Source organism: Salisediminibacterium halotolerans (assembly GCF_003814815.1).
Taxonomy (GTDB): Bacteria; Bacillota; Bacilli; order Bacillales; family Salisediminibacteriaceae; genus Salisediminibacterium; species Salisediminibacterium halotolerans.
This window is the reverse complement of sequence record NZ_RKQQ01000003.1, coordinates 102,624-117,391: the sequence shown is the minus strand read 5'-3', so window position 1 is coordinate 117,391 and position 14,768 is coordinate 102,624. Positions and strand designations below refer to the sequence as shown.

Below are 14,768 nucleotides of genomic sequence, written 5' to 3'. Positions count from 1 at the left end.
ATGAACTTACCATTTTATTTTAGGGGGCCGGCATATGAATGTCATCGAGATGGAAAATATTTTAAAACGATATGCTAACGGAAGCGATATGAAAGTTTTATTTGAAGACATGGATTTTGTTGTTCGCGAGGGGGAACTCGTCGTTATTTCCGGAGAAGAAGGTGTCGGAAAATCGACGGTTTTGCAAATGATTGCAGCAATGACACCTGCAAATAAAGGCGATGTCAAAGTTTTCGGTGAAGATTTGGTGCATATCAAAAAGCGGACAGAATGGCGCCTGAATACGATCGGCTATTTAAATGACGAGAGTGTATTAATGCCGTACATGTCTATAAAAGGAAACTTGCTGATCGGTACAAAAGAAGATGACCCGGATTACCCTGAAAAAGAAAAAGCAGCGCTTGCCATTTTAGATGAAATAGGCTTTCCTGAAAATAAAATTGATCACTCTATTGAATCGCTCGACAATGAGCTGCTGATCCTCGGAACGATTGCAAGAATATTAATGACAAAACCGAAAATCATATTAGCTGATGAGCCGACAAAAGCCTTGGAAGGCGAAAAAGGCCGAGAGATTATTAATCACCTTCTTTCATTTGCCCGTAAGCACAATATAACCGTCGTTTTTGTTACAGAAGATGATTCGCTCGTTCAAAAAGCCGACCGGTTCGTTAAAATTGAGGATCGGCAACTGATTGATGAAACACCTAATACTGTTTAAGCTATTAACAACCCCGTCCGGAACAAATCCGGACGGGGTTGTTAATTTGCATAAAATACGGACATGATTGAAAGCACGGTAAATGCCGCCATAAGTCCGACAGTTAAGATGAGCAGCACAAGAATAATCGCTTTTTTTGTTTTCTCCGGCTTCATGTTTATCCCTCCCGGCCATGCGAGCTAATGAACTTGACTTTGCATCTGCTTGCTTCGCCGTCTATGATATCATAATCATAAATGACAGCACCAAAAAAGGAGGATAAAATATGAATGAAACGATTCAAACCTTAGTAAACCATCGTTCTATTCGGAAATTTCTTGATACCCGTTTAACCGAAGAACAAGTGCACTGCATTATCCAGTCAGCCCAATCCGCATCCACCTCAAGTTTTATCCAAGCCTATACGATTATCGGCGTCACAGATCCTGAATTAAAAAGCAAACTCGCCTCGCTTGCCGGCGATCAGCCTTACGTTGAGACGAACGGACATTTTTTCGTTTTTTGTGCCGATCTGCGCCGGCATCGGTACGCAGCTGAATTGGAGCAGACAAACGTTGCTGCTTCGATTGAGTCGACAGAAAAATTCATGGTTGCAGTTATTGATGCCTCGCTGGCTGCTCAAAATGCTGCCGTCGCTGCCGAATCAATGAGCTTAGGGATCTGTTATATCGGCGGCATTCGCAATCAATTGCAAGAAGTCTCTGATTTGCTGCACTGTCCTGAGCATGTCCTTCCGCTTTTTGGACTCGCTGTCGGCACCCCCTCAGCAGATACAGATCTAAAACCGCGCTTGCCGATGGAAAACATCTATCACGAGAACCTGTATAACGATGATTCTGCGAAGTGGATGAATGAGCTTCGCGCTTATAATGAAACGATTGCTGATTATTATGAAAAACGTTCGGGAGGAACGAGAAGAGATACGTGGAGCGGACAAATCAGCCGGATGCTTGCAACCCCCAAACGCTTAGATATGCAGCAAATTATCACAGCGAAAGGATTTATGCACCGCTGATTTCAATTTGACATCCAGATTTGTTAAACTGGTGTTACAGCAAAAGCCATCCTAACCTAAAAGGAGGAATAAAAATGAGTAAAAAAATGAACGTCGAAAGTTTCAACCTTGACCATACAAAAGTTGATGCTCCGTATGTGCGAATGGCAGGAAAAGTTGAAGGTGAAAACGGAGATACAATTTACAAATACGACTTGCGCTTTAAACAGCCGAATAAAGCGCATATGACAATGCCTGCACTCCATTCGCTGGAACACATGCTGGCTGAATTCAGCCGAAATCATCACAGCCGTGTTGTCGATATCAGTCCGATGGGCTGCCAGACAGGATTTTATCTTTCATTGATCAATGATGACAGTATTGACGAAGTAATGAGTCTGCTCGAAAAAACCCTTGAAGATATTTTGCAGGCCGATGAAGTTCCTGCGTGCAATGAATACCAGTGCGGCTGGGCTGCTTCCCATTCATTAGAAGGAGCGAAAGAAATGGCGCGAGAGATGCTGGCGGAAAAAGACAGCTGGCCGGTCATTTTCAAAGATGAAGAAGCATCATAAAAAAACACGGCGCAGGTATTCTTTAAAAGAATGCCTGCGCGTATAATTGCCGGATTTTTATTTTAATACCGTTATGATATAAGCTGTTTCTCCATCGTTTTATGTTCAATGCCGGCATCGTAAAATATATCCGAAACCGCTTCATACCCTAAGCCGCTGTAAAAAGATAATGCCTGAAGCTGCGCATTTAAAACCATCACAGAAGCCCCGCATTCGACAGCTTTATTCTCCATTTCATTCATAATTATCGCGCCGATCCCTGTGTTTCGCAATGAAGTCAATACACAAACCCGTTCAGCTTTAGCTTTTTTATCCTCAAGCCTCAGCCGGCCTGCCCCGACCGGCCGCTGATCTTTGTAGGCGATAAAATGAAGCGACTGGTTTTCTTTTTCGTCAATCTCAATCGTTTCCGGTACATTTTGCTCATTTATGAACACTGTCCGGCGAACGCTGAAAACATCCGCAATCTCTTCTTCTGTTTCTGCCTGTTTAACAGTGACTGTCATTGCGTACCTCCAAGCAAAAACGTCTCATACGCTGTCCAAGTCCCGTCTTCAAGCTGATAAAGAAGGGAGAAGCGATCGATCGTTTCGTGATGTTCGATTTTCTCCATTTTTAAACGGCCATACACATCCGATAATTCATCATAATCCATTTCCTGACCGATCGTAATGTGCGGAACAAACGGATGTTCTTGACCGAAGTCGAGTTCGCCCTCATTCAATTTTTCCTGAAGACGGCGCATTTCATTATTTTCTTGCAGTTTCATATAAAGCGTATTCGTTACCGGGTAAAATGAACTGAATTTCAACACTGAGACGTCAAAAGGTGCGGATGATTTCGCAATTTCGCGAATTTTTTCAATCACCGTTTGAACCTCTGATTCGTCAAGATCAAAAGGTTCTTTTAAAGTTATGTGCGGAGGCACTTTGGCGTACTTTGTATCATAACGTTTACGATATGAGTTGGCGAGATCCTGTAATTTCTTTGAAGGGAAAGCAGCTACCCCGTATCTCATCTCTATTCATTCCTCCTTTTTTTCCAAACCAAGCCTGCGATCGTGATTGTTGGAAAACGTTGTCACATTTTATTATATTCAATCATAATATACTTACTCTGACTCGACAACCAAAAAAAGCAGCCCAACATTAAAGGGCTGCTCTCTCATTAATCAAACGTTAATTCTTCTGCCAGTTCATTGTGGTGGTCATAAATTAAAACTTTGCATGGTTTGTTTTCTTCGCCTAAATTTTTTGCTGCATTGATCGCTTCATCCATCTTGTCGTATTCATGAGAAGGAACCGCATCCTCCGTCTTTACAAACCACGTATCGGCGTCTTTATTCGGTCTGACTGTAAATTCTTTCATGATTTATCTCTCCTTTTTTATTATTGGTTATATAGTGAAAGCAACCGCTCTTTCGTGCGTTCTGTACCAACGTTATAGATCATGTGGAACAAATTATCTTCGTCTTCACCAAGCTCCATTTTATCGATATCTCCTTTTGTTTCATCAAAAGGTGAAACGAAAACATGTTCTGGAATCACATCTCCAGCTGAAACTTCCGCAATTTTTTCTTGGAGTTTTTTCTTTTCATAATCGTCTACTTCCACAGCATAATGGATTTGTTGCGGATCAGTCAGTTGCTTTTGCAACGAAAGATGCGTTCCGCTGTTCCAAATCACGTAGTACAGCTCTTTCTGCATCGTTAACCCTCCTTCTACGGCCGAATTACCCGCCTGTCCCGATGATTACGCTTCTATTTTTTATACGGACAGAAAATTGGGTATTTTTAACTACTGAGTGGGAAATTTTCTGCGCTGACAGCACATATGTTAAAATAAAAATCAGCGCCAAATTGATTGGGGAGGATGTTAAGTATGAGTTATGTAAATAAAGACCAGCTGCACTGTCACGTTGTTGAGAACGCAGCGCGAAAATTACTGAAAGAACGCGGTGTTGAAATTAGCGACATTGCACAAATAGTTTATGATATGCAAGTGGAATTTAACGGGTCGTTAACGCTGGAAGATTGCATACAAAGTGTCGACCGTGTGCTGGAAAAACGTGAAATTCAACACGCCGTGCTCGTCGGTGTTGAATTAGACAAACTGGCTGAGCAAAATCAGTTATCCGAACCGCTGCAATCGATTGTTGCTTCTGACGAAGGGCTTTTCGGCGTTGACGAGACAGTCGCGTTAGGATCAGTTTTTGGTTACGGCAGTATCGCCGTCACCACGTTCGGCTATCTCGACAAGGCAAAGTCAGGGATTATTAAGGAATTGGATACGAAGGAAAGCGAAAAAATTCATACGTTTTTAGACGATCTTATCTGCAGTATTGCTGCTAATGCATCCAGCCGCCTGGCTCACCGGATTCGCGACAGACAAGAAGAGCTGCGGGAAGAGGAAATTGAAAAGCGCGACAGCGAAGAACGTATCGGTTAATCAGTGAGAGTCCCGCAAGCAGGGACTCTCTTCTTGTTTTCCCCCTGAATCAGTGGTATTCTTTTCACAATGATGATTATCAAAAAAATGAGGTGTTTCCATGGCGTTTCGTCAACCGCGCTGGATTTATTGGAAGGAAATTTTTCGAACGAAGTTTCAAGCCAACTGTCAAAAAACTAAAATCGAAGATAACTGGATCGGCGGCTATGAAATCGGCCCCTCTGTGGAGATTCGCAAACTGAAATCGGATAAATATATTATCCGTTATACTTATGACGAATAAAAATTGCTGAAAAACTGTTGACAGCGATGAGCTTTTCTTATACAGTATTAATTGTCGCTGAAAAGACATCGACAGACACAACTGTAATCTGATCCGTTAGCTCAGCGGGAGAGCACTTGCTTGACAGGCAAGGGGTCACTGGTTCAAATCCAGTACGGATCACCATAATTGTTATGACAGCTTCCCCAATATTCGGGGGAGCTTTTCTTAACTATAAATGTAAAGGATGACTGCTTTGGCCTACACACACCGATTTTCAAAAAAAGAAGAAGTCGCTAATGCCTTAATTCACGGTATCGGGATGGTATTGAGTGTTGTCGGCCTTGTCGTTTTAATCACAGTTGCTTCCGTTGAAGGAACCGCTGCTCACGTTATCAGTTTTACATTGTTCGGTGTTACCATGATGCTTCTTTACACCTCATCAACACTGGTTCACAGCTTTCCGGAAGGTAAAGCTAAAGATGTGTTTGAAATTCTCGATCATGCTAGTATTTATTTTTTTATCGCCGGGACGTATACACCGTTTTTGTTCACTGCTGTACCGGGAGCGCTCAGTTGGACCCTTTTTGGGATCATTTGGGGGTTGGCAATCGTCGGAACAGTATTGAAAATCTTTTTTGTTAAGAAATTTCTTTTCTTGTCAACCTTGCTGTATATTATTCTCGGCTGGATGATCGTCTTTGCGTGGGACCCGCTCGTTGCTAATGTGCAAAACAACGGCTTGTTTTTGCTTATTTTAGGAGGCGTCCTTTACACAGGCGGGGCTGTTTTTTACGTGTGGCGAGGGTTTCAATATCATCACGCAATTTGGCACGTTTTTGTCCTTGGCGGCAGTATCTCTCACTTTTTTGCTGTCCTGACACTTTTGCCGTGATGACTTCTCGTTACCCGTAACAAAACCGTTTCAATCATTTAGAAAGAAACGGTTTTGTTTTTCGGCATACGAATCAACCGCGATTCACAGTCGGTTATTTCATGAGATAGGATTCGATATAACGTACATATTGTTCAACTTCTTGTTCATTGAACAGCACAAATCGGACAGTATGAACAAATTTTAACGATGGCAGGCGTTCAAATACAAAGGGGAGCACCTTTTTCATTGCTTCTTCAAACGGATAACCAAACGCCCCTGTAGAAATGGCCGGAAAAGCTATGCTTTCCAGCTTTTCTTTTTCAGCAAGTTCCAACGCTTGCTCATAACAGCTTAAAAGCAATTGATCTTCCGGTTTATCTTTGCCGAAGACCGGTCCGAGACAATGAATAACTCCTTCATTAGGCAGCTGAAAGGCCGGCGTAATAACTGCTTCACCGGGGCTGATCGGTGCGTACTTCCTGCCCGCCTCAGCGAGATCCGGTCCGGCTGCTCTATGGAGCGCTCCGGCTACACCCCCTCCCGTTTCAAGCTGAGCGTTGGCTGCATTTACTACTGCTGCAATATCATCTTGTGCGGCGATGTCTCCTTGAATAACTTCAATTGTCTTATCCGCTACTTGCCAATTCAACAAGATCAACCTCCTTTTGTCGATTCCTTTGTCTGACTATATTGTAAATCTCATGACACAGAATTTCCAACCGGCTTATCCTGTAAAAAATATCCTTAAATAAACGATTTATTTTTGATTTTAACTGAAACATTGAGCCGACTAATCCGATATTAGGATTATAATCTCGCAGAAGGAGATAACAATGGAGCATTTTGACGAATTATTTTATTCACGATACCAGCGGCATTTACAGACTGTTGAAACACTTCAGGCAAACAAAAAAATGATTCATCTTGAAGAAAAGCTGATAAACTGTATTGAGAATGCGCAGCAAGAAGCAGCAGAAGAAATTTTAAACGATATCCTTTACCGTTTTGTCAGTGTCCCTTACGACAACCTTATACGTACAGTTCAACTCTATTTAACCGGATTTGTATCCTTTATCGTCCGCAGTCAGGCGATCCCTAACGGCATTGACGTCTCTTTATTCGCGACATCGACTGCTCTTATCAGTATGATTGATGACTGCAAAGAAACAGCAGACTTCATCCGTTTAGGTCCGTGGCTGATCGATCAGCTGATTCAACTACATAAAAGCCTTTCAAGTTTATCTTCAGCGAACCCGTATATTAATAGAGCGCTGCAATATATCGAAGAACATATTTATGAACAGCTTACATTAGATAAAATCGCAGCTGTGGTCGGGATCACTCCGACGTATCTTTCTCATCTGTTTAAAGAGGAGATGACAGTAACGATGAACAACCATATCAATAAACGCAAGATCAGCTGTTCCGCAAGAGATTTAGCCCATACCAATTTAAGTTTGCGCGAGATCTCTCAACGCTATCATTTCAGCAATCAAAGTCATTTCAGTTTACTGTTTAAAAAATTTAAAGGCATGACCCCGCTCGATTATCGAAAAATCTATCAACAATCCGCTCCGCCGGAAAAAGTTTAACCTGACACGCTGACATTGTCAGCGTGTTTTTCTGGCTTTAATTAGTTAATTAAAGTATCGTGAACGTTAGATAAGACTATCAGGAGGCCATTATATGGAACTTAGGTATTTTACCGCCTTACTTATTGGAGCTTCTTTCTTTATCAGCATTTGGATGCTTTTATTTAATCGTTCCGCGATCGATCCGCTCGCCTGGAATTTATTTTTAGCCTGGGTTCCGTTCTTTTTCGCTTTGGCGGCTCATTGGACCTGGACAATTGCGACACACTTGCATGGACGAGCCGCGATCGTGATGATTTTCACGGCAGCCTGGCTGTTTTTCTTTCCGAACGCTGTTTATGTCCTGACTGATTTTCTTCATTTGTCTGATCTCAATTTTCATCTGTCAGAACCGGATGCGACACCGGCAACGGGATATAGTACAACAGTCTATGCAATGGACAGGCAAGCGTGGAACTCTTTTTTCACTATCGCTTATGTAGCCGGAATCGGACTGGCAATCAGTGTTCTCAGCCTTTATATTATTCATTTCAATGTAACGAGACAATTTAATACACTGATTGGCTGGCTGTTCGTTCTGACCGTACAAATTTTATCCGGAGTCGGAATCTTTTTAGGCCGCTTTATCCGTTTCAACTCATGGGATATTTTAAGGGACCCGTTTAACGTCCTTGCTGTAACTTTTGAAAGTGTCGATCGGTTTATGATCTATTTCGCAGGCGGTTTCACATTGCTCGGAATGTTTTCGTATTTATTTTTCTATATTGCTGCCCGGCTGATGCACAAAAATAAACCTCTCCGCTAACAGGAGAGGTTTATGGCATTTATGACGCCCTGCGCCTTTCTTTAGGGTTGGGACCGTATTGGTTCGTACTGGATTCACTGTCAAACAGGAAAAAAACGAGCATTGCCATATTAACAATCGGAATAAACAACAGTCCGACAAGGCCTCCGCTTCTTCCGAGATCATGCAGTCTTCTTGTCGCTACTGCCAATGTCGGCATGAGGACAATTAGCATAAACAATATTGTCAATAAGTACGTTGTTTCAAGAGCATTGTCAAGCAGATATACGCCAAAGAACAAAATCGATTGAATAATCGCGTAAGACCAAAATTCCTTCCGGCGCGCGCGTCCGTCAAACATTGCATAATTTTTCATCGCATAGATGTACCAATTCATACCTCACCCTCCTTATACTGCCTCCCGTCTTATAGTTTTCTTTACCCTGAAATCGAGTCCTTTACGCACGGCATTTTTTATTATTAACATAAAAAACCGGATGTATATCCGGTTTAGACTGTAGACAAACTATATTTTTATGTCAGCCATGAATCCACTACCCTCCGCTTGCCCCGGGCAAGGACTCAGCTAGTATTCGGCGGTCTGAGGCCGCCGAATCCGGATCTTCGTCGCTTGCTTTCCCGGAGGCGTCGGAGGAGTGGATGCATGGCTTCTTTTTTTTATGAATACACTCCATTCAAAAAAGGAGGATGACCCAGCATCCCGGCTTTCTCCTGCGGGACCGCGAGACAGGCGAGACCCTGCAGGGCATAAGCCCGAAGCGGCTCGGCGCTCGCCCGCGGACTAGTAAGACACGGCGAAGTCTTTTTGAGCCGATGTCGCAGTGATACCTTCAGGTGAAAGAAGCCGGACGATGCGTAGTCATCCGTTCCTTTTAACATGACATCTATCGATGTCATGACTTTGTCAACACTCTGAACCGGATGTATATCCGGTTCAGATCTTACGCAATTCGTTTACTCAACATCCATAACTGTAGCCGGATCGATCATTGTTGCAACAAACAAAGCTAAAACAAAACAGTAAACCGCAAAATAAATAAGCCGGCTCTTTTTCAAAAAATCGATCAGCCAAACAATACCGATCAGAGAGAACACAAAAGTAATGATAAACGATACGAGCAAATTCAGCCCGCCGATATAGGCAACCATCTCCGCCGAGAAATCACCGATTGCTAACACAGTCGACCCTAAAATGACAGGGATCGCCAATAGAAAGGAATAACGCACGGCTGTTTCACGCTGCAAACCGATTAACAGAGAAACAATCAATGTCGAACCTGAGCGGGAAATTCCCGGCATAACTGCAAGCGTCTGGCCGAGGCCGACAACGATCGAGTCTTTAAAAGACATGTTTTTCTCAGTGCGGTCGCCGTACTTGTGAAAACGTTCAATGAAAATTAAAGCCAATCCGGTGATAGTCAGCATTGAGGCGATTACCGGGGGCGTTTTCATCCAATTGCCGACTGCCCCTTCGAGCAAAATCCCTAAAATTCCGGTAATGAATGTTGCAATAAGTATGTAAAGTCCGAAATAAAATTGTGTTCGGTCTTTGGGTGAACGTTTGACAACAAAACGGAAGAAACCTTCAATAACACGCCAAAGATCTTTCCAAAAATACAATATTACAGCGAGAACTGAAGCAACATGAAGAAAAATTTCAAATGATAATCCAGGAAACGTGTAACCGAAAACTAATTGGGTAATGACTATATGGGCTGAACTGGAGATCGGCAAAAATTCTGTCAAACCTTGGACAATTCCAAAAATAATCGCTTCAAACAAAGACAACGCAATCTTCCTCTCTTTTAAAATAATGGTATCAGCTTAGTTTAACATACAAAGAAGTTCAACTTTAAATCGATTTATAGTAAAATAACACTTATTTATAAAGGATGGTCATGTTGAATCAACACATACTAGTATTTGTCTATGGCACACTGCTTAAAGGAGAGCCGAATCACGGATATTTAACCGAAGCTGCTTGTTTAGAAGAACATTGCTGTACAAACGGCCGCCTCGTCGATACCGGCGAAGGATACCCTGCTTTAATTAAAGACGATTATGCCGCTGTAAAAGGCGAACTGTACGCTGTCACTGATAGTCAGCTAAAAAATATTAATCGCCTTGAAGGGTATTTTGGAGAAAATCGTGCCAATTTATACGAACGAAAAACGCTAAACGTTTATTCTGACAGTCAAACTTACAGTGCTTTTGTCTATCTCTTCGAAAATCCGGGCAATCTCCCGTATATTACGGAGAACGATTGGCGCGCTTATCAGCAAAAGACAGCGGATGATTAATAATCATCCGCTGTCAGATCCTTTTCTTACGATACTATCTTAAAACAGCAGCAATGCCTTTATCCGTCGGCATGCGCTCGGACGGCAGCACCACCACTTCAGCCCGCTGTTTATATACAATTTCGGCTAATTCGCCGTGGACGTCGTTGTGAGCTGGCGGAGGATTGCTGATTAACGTCACTTCGCCGGTCGTTTCATCCAGTTTTCCGGGAACATACGACTGGTCATCCACAAGCATTGTCTGCACCCGGTTTTGAATAACAGCTTCACCGATTTCATAAACACTGTCTGTCGCCTTCCCTTTCGCTTTTGCCTGATGATAAGCGTCTGTCAGCTTCTTCGTTTTTTCAAGATACATCGGCTCCAGCACATGCCACGCTTTTTTACGAAGCGCCTCCTCATCAACACTGTCCGGGTCGGCCGTAATCGTATCTTCAAGTAAAAACGGATTGTTGCTGATCTTTTTGAATACGCCGTGGTGTTGTTTTAAGCCGGTAAAAATAAGCGGCACTTGAGACGGTTTCGAAAACGTCTCATAAACGTACTGATCAACATAGCGGAAAAACTTTTCCGTATCTTTATCCTCTTCATCTTTTTTTGAGCCGTGACCGAACATTTGTGTCGTCCCGCCGGCGCTGCCGGGAGCAGCCCTGGCAAGGTAACGCTCCGTGCGCTGGTCGCCCAGCACTTCTTCTCTCGTTTGCGGATCGCCTGAGTTAACCTCGAGTTTATTTAAGCCGTAGCGGTTTCCTTGAAAAATATGAAACGTATCACGGTTAATTCCGAGAAGCTGATATTGATCAGCCGATTGAAACACTCGGATCAGCGGATGAATGTGTAAGCGGTCACCGGCATAGCTGCGCTCGTTCACCGGTCTCGGCAAACGGTAAACGGCACACTGCTGAGGCGATAACAGAATCGCCAAACCGTCCAATGTATTGTTCCAAAAATGTTTATCTTTTTGTAAATCATACAGCGGTTTCATTAGTTTTTCGCTATCGATATTCGGATAGTTTGCAGAAAGAGCTGACTTTAATTCCCCTAACAGTTTCTTGAAGACAATCGGATCTTGCTGATTATCGGGCGAATAACGGTGAGTCGGCTGGTACAGAGATAAAAACGGGCCGTCTTGTTCGTACAAAATCGGATGCGGAAATTCGGTGACAATTTGATACATCGCAAACGCCTCCTTCAAAAGGTTAAACACGTGTGTAACAAATAGTACAAAGTCTTTCCTATATTATACAATAAAACGTTTGGAATAAGTAGATAAAAATTAAAAAGCGCGTTGATCAACGCGCTTTTCTTCGTTTTAAGACGATGTTTTCGGGTCAGGGCCGTATGCATTTGGTCCGCTTTCGCCGTCGAAAGCAAAATAGGCCATTAAAAAAAGATATAAAAACGGAACAAACAGCAATACTACCCACCAGCCGGAACGGCCTAAATCATGAATACGCCGAACAGAAACGGAAATCATCGGAATAAAAATGAGCAGACCGTAAACTGTTGTCAAAATATTGTCGATCCCGTATCTCGTTTCAATCCCGGCGAGAAAAACGGTAATCAGCACATTAATCAAAAAGAATGACCAGTACTCCTTACGATGTGCACGTCCTTGTACATTTGCGAAATTTTTAAACGCTTTTAAATACCACTGCATAATCATCACTCCAACTGTACTTGCTGGAGATGATTTTAGCATAATTTCAGCGAGTAATCATACGTTTTCTGTCAAGACAGCTGCATTGTCGTAATGCACGTATTATCGCCTGCAAAAGTTGAAATTTCACCTGTTGTTTCAACCTCGTCATTCGCTATTTTCCCATTGTACGATTTTTCACGGGGAAGCCAAAGATCGATAAAGCCATTCTCGAGCGTTTCCATTTTTTTATCGACATGAACATTGCCTTCTTCATCTTCAATATACACCTCAAACGTTTCGCTCACCTGCTCGCCCTGACAACCTGTCAGGTTATGAATTTCTCACGGATGAGTTTCATCTTCGTAAGGCGCTATCGAGACAAAAACTCTTCTTTAGACAAATCATATTGAACGTCACCTTGTTCTCCGCCTTCCACCGTCAATTCGTGTGATGAAATCGCGGCGGCTTCAGCTGTTTCAGCGCCTGTACTGAAAGCATGCACCAGTTCTTTTATATCACTTTCGGGTGCCGCACCTTGTTCTTCCGCAATGTTCGTGATGACAAAAGCCAGTAATGCTGCGAATAAAAGCCCTGTCACTGTTAAAGAAATTCTTTTCACGTTCTGCACCGCCTTTTGTAAAATTTACTGTCGATTTTAAGTATAATACATGCGGATTCACTTCACACCGATTTCACAAATTCTTCATTCATTTGTAAACTGTTGTTACATAACATTTTTCAAAAACGAAAATGCCACTCTCATTCGATTCGCGCACTCAGGTTACTTGCGCAGAAAAGTCATACAATAAGCTTCAAAATCTTGCAAAGACGTGCTGATGTGGTGCGGTGTTAAACTGTAGTCCGTTGTTTGAAGATTATCCAGCCATTGCGCTCCGACGGTTGTAACCCCGGCTTTCAACCCGGCAGTTACATCGGCATCGCTGTCTCCGGTAAAAATCGTTTCATCCGCTGAAGCACCGAGTTCTTCCATCGCTTTTAAAACGCCTTCCGGATCAGGCTTCGGCTTTTCAATATCATCACCGCAAATAAACGTACTGAAGATTCCTTCCATATTTAAACGCTGTAAGGAAATATCTAAACTGCGCCGGGCTTTCCCAGTCATAATACCGAGCGATGCATGCTCGGAAAGGCGTGTGAGCATCGCATTCATCGCATGATCGACCGTTATATACTCATCGTGAAGATCATCATAGCGCTGATAAAAATAAGCGACAGCTTTTTTCCTCTCAATGCTTTTTAAATTGTTCATAATAACTCCCGTTTCGGGCGGACCGAACATCTGTTTAATCTCCTCATCCGTATAATCCACACCGTCATACGTTTTAAATACGTCGCGAAAGGTAACAAACAGCATCGGCAGTGTATCGGCCAGTGTTCCGTCAAAATCAAAAATGATTGCTTTCATGAGTAGTTCCCGTCCTTTCGTGTTAATTTTTTTCTTTTTTATCAGTATATCATTTAAATCGTTATCGAATAAGCAGAAACAGACAGACTGAATAATCATGAGATTTCAAAGGAAATTTTCAGGGTATAGTAGTAGGTGATGGAAGCTGTCTGTTGACGGTTATTCATTTTTGTCTTCTTACATCCTTTCATCAATATTGATTTATTACCGATCAAATGAATAACGATTACACTGTAAAGGACGAGACTGATTATGACTGCCTACTTCATGAACTTATCCCCGCTTGAGCAAGCTTTGATCGCAACGATCTTCACGTGGCTGTTAACCGGCGTCGGAGCGGCGCTTGTATTTACGACCCGCGATATTAATATGAAATTATTCGACAGCATGCTCGGATTTGCCGGCGGGGTCATGGTCGCGGCCAGTTTCTGGTCGCTGCTTCTCCCCGCGTTTGAAATGTCCGGCGTCTATAACGATCCTGCCTGGCTCCCTGTCGCGGGCGGATTTGCAGCCGGCGGCACTTTTCTCGCCATTGCTAATCGGCTTTTGCCGCACCTTCATCCGACGGCTTTCCCGGAAACTGCCGAAGGTCATCACCCGGAAAGAAAAAAACGCAGCACCCTCCTCGTCTTCGCCATTACGCTTCATAATATACCTGAAGGGTTTGCGATCGGGATCGCCTTTGGCGGAGCGGCGGCAGGAATGCCGTCAGCAACGCTTGCCGGTGCAGGGGCGCTTGTTCTAGGAATCGGGTTGCAAAATATTCCCGAGGGCGCAGCTGTGTCAATGCCGCTGCGGCGAGACGGTTTGTCGCGGCGAAAAAGCTTTTTGATCGGTCATTTTTCCGGGATGATGGAACCGATCGCTGCTGTCTTCGGCGTTTTGGCCGTATCCCTCGTCGAACCGCTCCTCCCGTTTGCGCTTGGATTTGCCGCCGGGGCGATGATTTTCGTCGTTGTCGAGGAAGTCATTCCCGGTTCGCAAGAGAACGGCAATAAAAACGTGGCGACAATTTGTCTTCTCGGCGGATTTCTATTAATGACAGTACTCGTTGAAGTGATCGGATAATGTTTTTCTAATTAAACAATAGAAAAGCTCGGTACAGCGAACGAAGCTGTACCGAGCTT

The 14,768-nt window shown here is 43.2% G+C and carries 23 protein-coding genes and 1 tRNA gene; 11 read left to right on the top strand and 13 right to left on the bottom strand.

Annotated features, from left to right (window positions below; genetic code table 11):
- Window positions 1-34: 34 nt before the first annotated feature.
- The 3 genes from EDD67_RS06305 to EDD67_RS06295 all read left to right on the top strand — a co-directional run bounded on the left by EDD67_RS06305 (window position 35) and on the right by EDD67_RS06295 (window position 2,290).
- Window positions 35-721 carry an ATP-binding cassette domain-containing protein gene (locus tag EDD67_RS06305; RefSeq protein ID WP_121439753.1) on the top strand — a complete coding sequence of 229 codons (687 nt, stop codon included), beginning with the start codon at window positions 35-37 and terminating at the stop codon, window positions 719-721.
- A 265-nt stretch (window positions 722-986) separates the two neighbouring features.
- A complete protein-coding gene (gene nfsA, locus EDD67_RS06300) occupies window positions 987-1,736 on the top strand; it encodes an oxygen-insensitive NADPH nitroreductase (RefSeq protein ID WP_121439754.1) in 750 nt (249 codons plus the stop codon).
- Between the two features lie 74 nt (window positions 1,737-1,810).
- A complete protein-coding gene (locus EDD67_RS06295) occupies window positions 1,811-2,290 on the top strand; it encodes an S-ribosylhomocysteine lyase (RefSeq protein WP_186805973.1) in 480 nt (159 codons plus the stop codon).
- A 71-nt stretch (window positions 2,291-2,361) separates the two neighbouring features.
- Here the strand turns inward: EDD67_RS06295 and EDD67_RS06290 are convergent, their stop codons facing one another.
- The 4 genes from EDD67_RS06290 to EDD67_RS06275 form a co-directional block, all read right to left on the bottom strand.
- Window positions 2,362-2,796, bottom strand: a complete 435-nt coding sequence (locus EDD67_RS06290) for a GNAT family N-acetyltransferase (protein ID WP_121439755.1) — start codon at window positions 2,794-2,796, stop codon at window positions 2,362-2,364.
- Window positions 2,793-3,308, bottom strand: coding sequence for a YjcG family protein (locus EDD67_RS06285; protein ID WP_121439756.1), 516 nt, complete (start codon window positions 3,306-3,308; stop codon window positions 2,793-2,795). Before EDD67_RS06285 ends, EDD67_RS06290 begins: the two co-directional genes overlap by 4 nt.
- Before the next feature lie 149 nt (window positions 3,309-3,457).
- The gene (locus EDD67_RS06280) at window positions 3,458-3,658 is read right to left on the bottom strand and encodes a DUF2188 domain-containing protein (protein ID WP_121439757.1); all 201 of its coding nucleotides are present in this window, start codon (window positions 3,656-3,658) and stop codon (window positions 3,458-3,460) included.
- Window positions 3,659-3,678: 20 nt separating this feature from the next.
- A complete protein-coding gene (locus tag EDD67_RS06275) occupies window positions 3,679-3,996 on the bottom strand; it encodes a hypothetical protein (protein WP_121439758.1) in 318 nt (105 codons plus the stop codon).
- A gap of 174 nt (window positions 3,997-4,170) precedes the next feature.
- Between EDD67_RS06275 and EDD67_RS06270 the strand changes: the two genes are divergently transcribed.
- The 4 genes from EDD67_RS06270 to trhA all read left to right on the top strand — a co-directional run bounded on the left by EDD67_RS06270 (window position 4,171) and on the right by trhA (window position 5,894).
- On the top strand, window positions 4,171-4,737 hold the full coding sequence (locus tag EDD67_RS06270) for a phosphatidylglycerophosphatase A family protein (RefSeq protein WP_093074829.1): 567 nt from the start codon (window positions 4,171-4,173) through the stop codon (window positions 4,735-4,737).
- A gap of 100 nt (window positions 4,738-4,837) precedes the next feature.
- Window positions 4,838-5,020, top strand: a complete 183-nt coding sequence (locus EDD67_RS06265) for a hypothetical protein (RefSeq protein WP_093074826.1) — start codon at window positions 4,838-4,840, stop codon at window positions 5,018-5,020.
- A gap of 90 nt (window positions 5,021-5,110) precedes the next feature.
- Window positions 5,111-5,185: transfer RNA gene (locus tag EDD67_RS06260), tRNA-Val, on the top strand.
- A 70-nt stretch (window positions 5,186-5,255) separates the two neighbouring features.
- Complete coding sequence (gene trhA, locus EDD67_RS06255) at window positions 5,256-5,894, top strand: PAQR family membrane homeostasis protein TrhA (RefSeq protein ID WP_121439759.1); 639 nt, start codon at window positions 5,256-5,258, stop codon at window positions 5,892-5,894.
- A gap of 94 nt (window positions 5,895-5,988) precedes the next feature.
- Here trhA and EDD67_RS06250 read toward each other — a convergent pair whose 3' ends face one another.
- Entirely contained in the window at window positions 5,989-6,525 is a 537-nt protein-coding gene (locus EDD67_RS06250; RefSeq protein WP_121439850.1) for a macro domain-containing protein, read from the bottom strand.
- A gap of 184 nt (window positions 6,526-6,709) precedes the next feature.
- On the opposite strand from EDD67_RS06250, the gene EDD67_RS06245 reads away from it, so the two are divergent.
- Together EDD67_RS06245 and EDD67_RS06240 are read left to right on the top strand one after the other, a co-directional pair.
- Entirely contained in the window at window positions 6,710-7,468 is a 759-nt protein-coding gene (locus EDD67_RS06245) for a helix-turn-helix transcriptional regulator (RefSeq protein WP_121439760.1), read from the top strand.
- Between the two features lie 94 nt (window positions 7,469-7,562).
- Complete coding sequence (locus EDD67_RS06240) at window positions 7,563-8,273, top strand: DUF1361 domain-containing protein (RefSeq protein WP_121439761.1); 711 nt, start codon at window positions 7,563-7,565, stop codon at window positions 8,271-8,273.
- Window positions 8,274-8,292: 19 nt separating this feature from the next.
- On the opposite strand, the gene EDD67_RS06235 is transcribed toward EDD67_RS06240, so the two are convergent.
- The 3 genes from EDD67_RS06235 to uppP form a co-directional block, all read right to left on the bottom strand.
- Complete coding sequence (locus EDD67_RS06235) at window positions 8,293-8,649, bottom strand: DUF805 domain-containing protein (RefSeq protein ID WP_093074813.1); 357 nt, start codon at window positions 8,647-8,649, stop codon at window positions 8,293-8,295.
- 281 nt (window positions 8,650-8,930) lie between these two features.
- Window positions 8,931-9,170 carry a hypothetical protein gene (locus EDD67_RS06230; RefSeq protein WP_123875812.1) on the bottom strand — a complete coding sequence of 80 codons (240 nt, stop codon included), beginning with the start codon at window positions 9,168-9,170 and terminating at the stop codon, window positions 8,931-8,933.
- A 57-nt stretch (window positions 9,171-9,227) separates the two neighbouring features.
- The gene (gene uppP / locus EDD67_RS06225; RefSeq protein ID WP_121439762.1) at window positions 9,228-10,061 is read right to left on the bottom strand and encodes an undecaprenyl-diphosphatase UppP; all 834 of its coding nucleotides are present in this window, start codon (window positions 10,059-10,061) and stop codon (window positions 9,228-9,230) included.
- A 113-nt stretch (window positions 10,062-10,174) separates the two neighbouring features.
- Here uppP and EDD67_RS06220 point away from each other — a divergent pair, with 113 nt between their 5' ends.
- Window positions 10,175-10,573 carry a gamma-glutamylcyclotransferase family protein gene (locus EDD67_RS06220; RefSeq protein WP_162843790.1) on the top strand — a complete coding sequence of 133 codons (399 nt, stop codon included), beginning with the start codon at window positions 10,175-10,177 and terminating at the stop codon, window positions 10,571-10,573.
- Window positions 10,574-10,607: 34 nt separating this feature from the next.
- Here EDD67_RS06220 and EDD67_RS06215 read toward each other — a convergent pair whose 3' ends face one another.
- From EDD67_RS06215 to EDD67_RS06195, 5 genes are all read right to left on the bottom strand, one after another.
- Complete coding sequence (locus EDD67_RS06215; protein ID WP_121439764.1) at window positions 10,608-11,750, bottom strand: baeRF3 domain-containing protein; 1,143 nt, start codon at window positions 11,748-11,750, stop codon at window positions 10,608-10,610.
- Between the two features lie 135 nt (window positions 11,751-11,885).
- The gene (locus EDD67_RS06210) at window positions 11,886-12,233 is read right to left on the bottom strand and encodes a DUF805 domain-containing protein (RefSeq protein WP_158638206.1); all 348 of its coding nucleotides are present in this window, start codon (window positions 12,231-12,233) and stop codon (window positions 11,886-11,888) included.
- Between the two features lie 71 nt (window positions 12,234-12,304).
- Complete coding sequence (locus EDD67_RS06205; RefSeq protein ID WP_121439766.1) at window positions 12,305-12,520, bottom strand: CueP family metal-binding protein; 216 nt, start codon at window positions 12,518-12,520, stop codon at window positions 12,305-12,307.
- Window positions 12,521-12,585: 65 nt separating this feature from the next.
- Entirely contained in the window at window positions 12,586-12,834 is a 249-nt protein-coding gene (locus EDD67_RS06200; RefSeq protein WP_121439767.1) for a hypothetical protein, read from the bottom strand.
- Between the two features lie 162 nt (window positions 12,835-12,996).
- Entirely contained in the window at window positions 12,997-13,641 is a 645-nt protein-coding gene (locus EDD67_RS06195; RefSeq protein ID WP_121439768.1) for an HAD family hydrolase, read from the bottom strand.
- Between the two features lie 252 nt (window positions 13,642-13,893).
- Here EDD67_RS06195 and EDD67_RS06190 point away from each other — a divergent pair, with 252 nt between their 5' ends.
- Window positions 13,894-14,709, top strand: coding sequence for a ZIP family metal transporter (locus EDD67_RS06190; RefSeq protein WP_121439769.1), 816 nt, complete (start codon window positions 13,894-13,896; stop codon window positions 14,707-14,709).
- Window positions 14,710-14,768: the final 59 nt, after the last annotated feature.